Below are 2,799 nucleotides of genomic sequence, written 5' to 3' on the forward strand. Positions count from 1 at the left end.
CAAGGCGAAAAACACCTTGCTTGTGGCCATTCCAGGCTGCCCTTTTCCTATGCAAGCTCACTACCCCTAGCTATCATGCCAGCCTTATTCCAAGTCGAGACTGGCATGCTGAAGTTGTTGAATCTCCTCAAGGATGGCCGGTTCCATTCCGGCGAAGCCTTGGGGGCAGCCCTTGGGGTGAGTCGCAGTGCCGTTTGGAAGCAGCTGCAGCACCTGGAAAGTGAACTGAACCTCACTATTCACAAGGTTCGCGGGCGCGGTTACCAGCTAGCGGCGCCGCTTGCCCTGCTCGAGGCACAGGCTATTGCCGAGTTTGCCGCGGGCGAGCAGTGGCCCGTATTCATCCATGAAGCGATTGATTCGACTAACGCTGAAGGGCTCCGCCTTGTGGCCGAGGGGCAGGTCGCTCCATTTCTGGTCCTGGCCGAGCGCCAGAGTGCTGGGCGCGGACGGCGCGGCCGCCAGTGGGTGAGCCCGTTCGCAGAAAATCTCTATTACAGCCTGGTATTGCGGGTCGACGGTGGCATGCGGCAGCTCGAAGGGCTGAGCCTTGTGGTCGGGTTGGCTGTAATGCGTGCACTGCAAAGTTTCGGTGTCAAGGATGTGGGTCTCAAGTGGCCAAACGATGTGCTTGTCCGCGGTCAGAAGATAACCGGCATTCTCCTCGAGCTTGTGGGTGATCCGGCGGACGTATGTCACGTCGTTCTGGGTATCGGCATTAACGTAAATATGCAGACCAACGATCAGGTAGACCAGCAATGGACCTCGATACGGCGTGAGCTTGGTTGCACAATTGACCGTAATCGCCTGGTCGCGGTGCTTAGCCAGCAGCTGCAGCATGAGTTGGCTCGTCATCGCCGCTATGGTTTTGCTGCTTTCCAGGAGGAGTGGGAGCAGGCGCACCTGTGGCAAGGGCAAAACGTTTCGCTCATCGCCGGCAGTACCCAGATCCAGGGCGTAGTGCTGGGTGTGGACGGGCAGGGTGGTTTGCGACTTGAGGTCGACGGTGTGGAAAAGAGCTTCAGCGGTGGTGAGCTCAGTTTGAGGTTGCGTGATGATTCTTGAGCTCGATTGCGGTAACAGCTTTATCAAATGGCGTGTAATTCATGCTGCCGACGCGACGATCGTGGGTGGCGGGATCGTGGATTCGGACCAGGCTCTGGTGGCCGAGGTGAGTGCTTTGGCTTCACTGCGCATTGGCGGTTGCCGTATTGTCAGTGTGCGCAGCGAGGAAGAGACGACAGCGCTTTGCCAATTGATTGCCCAGGCGTTCTCCGTAGAGGCGCGCGTCGCGCAGCCTGCCCAGGAAATGGCCGGGGTTCGCAACGGTTACGAAGACTACCAACGACTGGGCATGGACCGTTGGCTCGCTGCGCTAGGTGCGTATCACCTGGCAAAGCGGGCGTGCCTGGTGATCGATCTGGGCACTGCCGCGAAGGCAGATTTCGTGTCGGCGAATGGCGAGCATCTTGGCGGGTATATTTGCCCGGGTATGCCGCTGATGCGCAGCCAGCTGCGCACGCATACGCGCCGTATCCGCTATGACGATGCCTCCGCCGAGCGAGCATTGACCAGCTTGGCCCCAGGGCGCTCCACCGTCGAGGCGGTCGAGCGGGGTTGTGTCCTGATGCTACAAGGTTTTGCTCGCACTCAACTCGAGCAGGCGCGCGCTTTGTGGGGCGAGGACTTCACGGTGTTCCTAACCGGCGGTGATGCTCCCCTGGTACGTGAAGCTGCGCCGCAAGCGCGTGTAGTTCCTGACCTGGTATTCGTTGGTTTGGCAATGGCTTGCCCATTGGGCTGAGGTGCTTATGCGTTGGTTGTTTCTGCTATTGCTGGTGCTTAACGTCTTCTACTACGTATGGCACCAACAGGAAGCCCCGCTGAAAGCCAAGGATGTCGCTCCACTGTCGCTATACAAAGGTAATCAACAGGAAATCCGCCTGTTGCGTGAGGCGGGCGTCTCGGCGCCGCCCCGGCGTCGTGATGAATGCCTTGTAGTAGGTGGCTTTGCTGGTCAAGAGCAGTTGGGCGCACTGCGCCAGCGCTTGCTGAGCCTGGATATCAACGCGCTACCGGTAGCCGGCCAACTGCCGGGTGCCGATGGTTTCTGGCTCAAGATAACCCCCGAAAGCGAGCGTTTGCTGGACGAAGCGGTACTCGCCAGTCTTTCCAACGATTTCAAAGACTTAAAACACAAAATTATTTTCTGCCAGGGTATTGCAACTGGTGAATAGCTTGATAGAATGGCGCCCGCTTCACAGGGAACACCACTCAGGTGGTGGCGCTGGAAGCGGTTGTCAAAGTAGCTAACTTCAAGATTTAATTGAAAAAAAAGCTTGACAACAGGACGGCAAGAGTTGAAAATGCCGCCCACAAAGCAGGAGGGATTCCCGAGCGGCCAAAGGGGACGGACTGTAAATCCGTTGCGAGAGCTTCGAAGGTTCGAATCCTTCTCCCTCCACCAGTTTTAGCGAGAGCTGCAGGCTCCGCGGGTATAGTTTAGTGGTAGAACCTCAGCCTTCCAAGCTGATGATGCGGGTTCGATTCCCGCTACCCGCTCCAGGTTTGCTGGTTTTTGCAAAAAGTGTTTCGCTCTTGTAGCTCAGTTGGTAGAGCACACCCTTGGTAAGGGTGAGGTCAGCGGTTCAAGTCCGCTCAAGAGCTCCATATAAACAAGGCAGATATGAAAATATCTGCCTTTGTTTTATCAGCGCAAGACTATTTCTTCTGCGGAGGATTGTATCGATGGCTAAGGAAAAGTTTGATCGTTCCCTTCCCCACGTTAACGTCGGCACT

At 56.8% G+C, this 2,799-nt stretch carries 3 protein-coding genes and 3 tRNA genes; all 6 read left to right on the plus strand.

Annotated elements, in window-relative coordinates; genetic code table 11:
* Positions 1-105 precede the first annotated feature (105 nt).
* Positions 106-1,065, plus strand: coding sequence for a bifunctional biotin--[acetyl-CoA-carboxylase] ligase/biotin operon repressor BirA (birA, locus tag APH34_RS28205; RefSeq protein WP_054903779.1), 960 nt, complete (start codon positions 106-108; stop codon positions 1,063-1,065).
* Positions 1,055-1,804, plus strand: coding sequence for a pantothenate kinase (locus tag APH34_RS28210; protein ID WP_054903777.1), 750 nt, complete (start codon positions 1,055-1,057; stop codon positions 1,802-1,804). Before birA ends, APH34_RS28210 begins: the two co-directional genes overlap by 11 nt.
* Positions 1,805-1,811: 7 nt before the next feature.
* Positions 1,812-2,237, plus strand: coding sequence for a hypothetical protein (locus APH34_RS28215; RefSeq protein ID WP_054903778.1), 426 nt, complete (start codon positions 1,812-1,814; stop codon positions 2,235-2,237).
* A 146-nt stretch (positions 2,238-2,383) separates the two neighbouring features.
* A tRNA-Tyr gene (locus APH34_RS28220) sits at positions 2,384-2,467 on the plus strand.
* 24 nt (positions 2,468-2,491) lie between these two features.
* Positions 2,492-2,565, plus strand: a tRNA-Gly gene (locus APH34_RS28225).
* Between the two features lie 29 nt (positions 2,566-2,594).
* Positions 2,595-2,670: transfer RNA gene (locus APH34_RS28230), tRNA-Thr, on the plus strand.
* Positions 2,671-2,799 lie beyond the last annotated feature (129 nt).

Source organism: Pseudomonas sp. NBRC 111131 (assembly GCF_001320525.1).
Lineage (GTDB): Bacteria > Pseudomonadota > Gammaproteobacteria > Pseudomonadales > Pseudomonadaceae > Aquipseudomonas > Aquipseudomonas ceruminis.

Bases quoted from the DNA above. Each gene is read 5' to 3' on its own strand.
- APH34_RS28210 (WP_054903777.1), top strand. From the start codon at position 1,055: ATGATTCTTGAGCTCGATTGCGGTAACAGCTTTATCAAATGGCGTGTA.
- APH34_RS28215 (WP_054903778.1), top strand. From the start codon at position 1,812: ATGCGTTGGTTGTTTCTGCTATTGCTGGTGCTTAACGTCTTCTACTAC.
- birA (WP_054903779.1), top strand. From the start codon at position 106: ATGCTGAAGTTGTTGAATCTCCTCAAGGATGGCCGGTTCCATTCCGGC.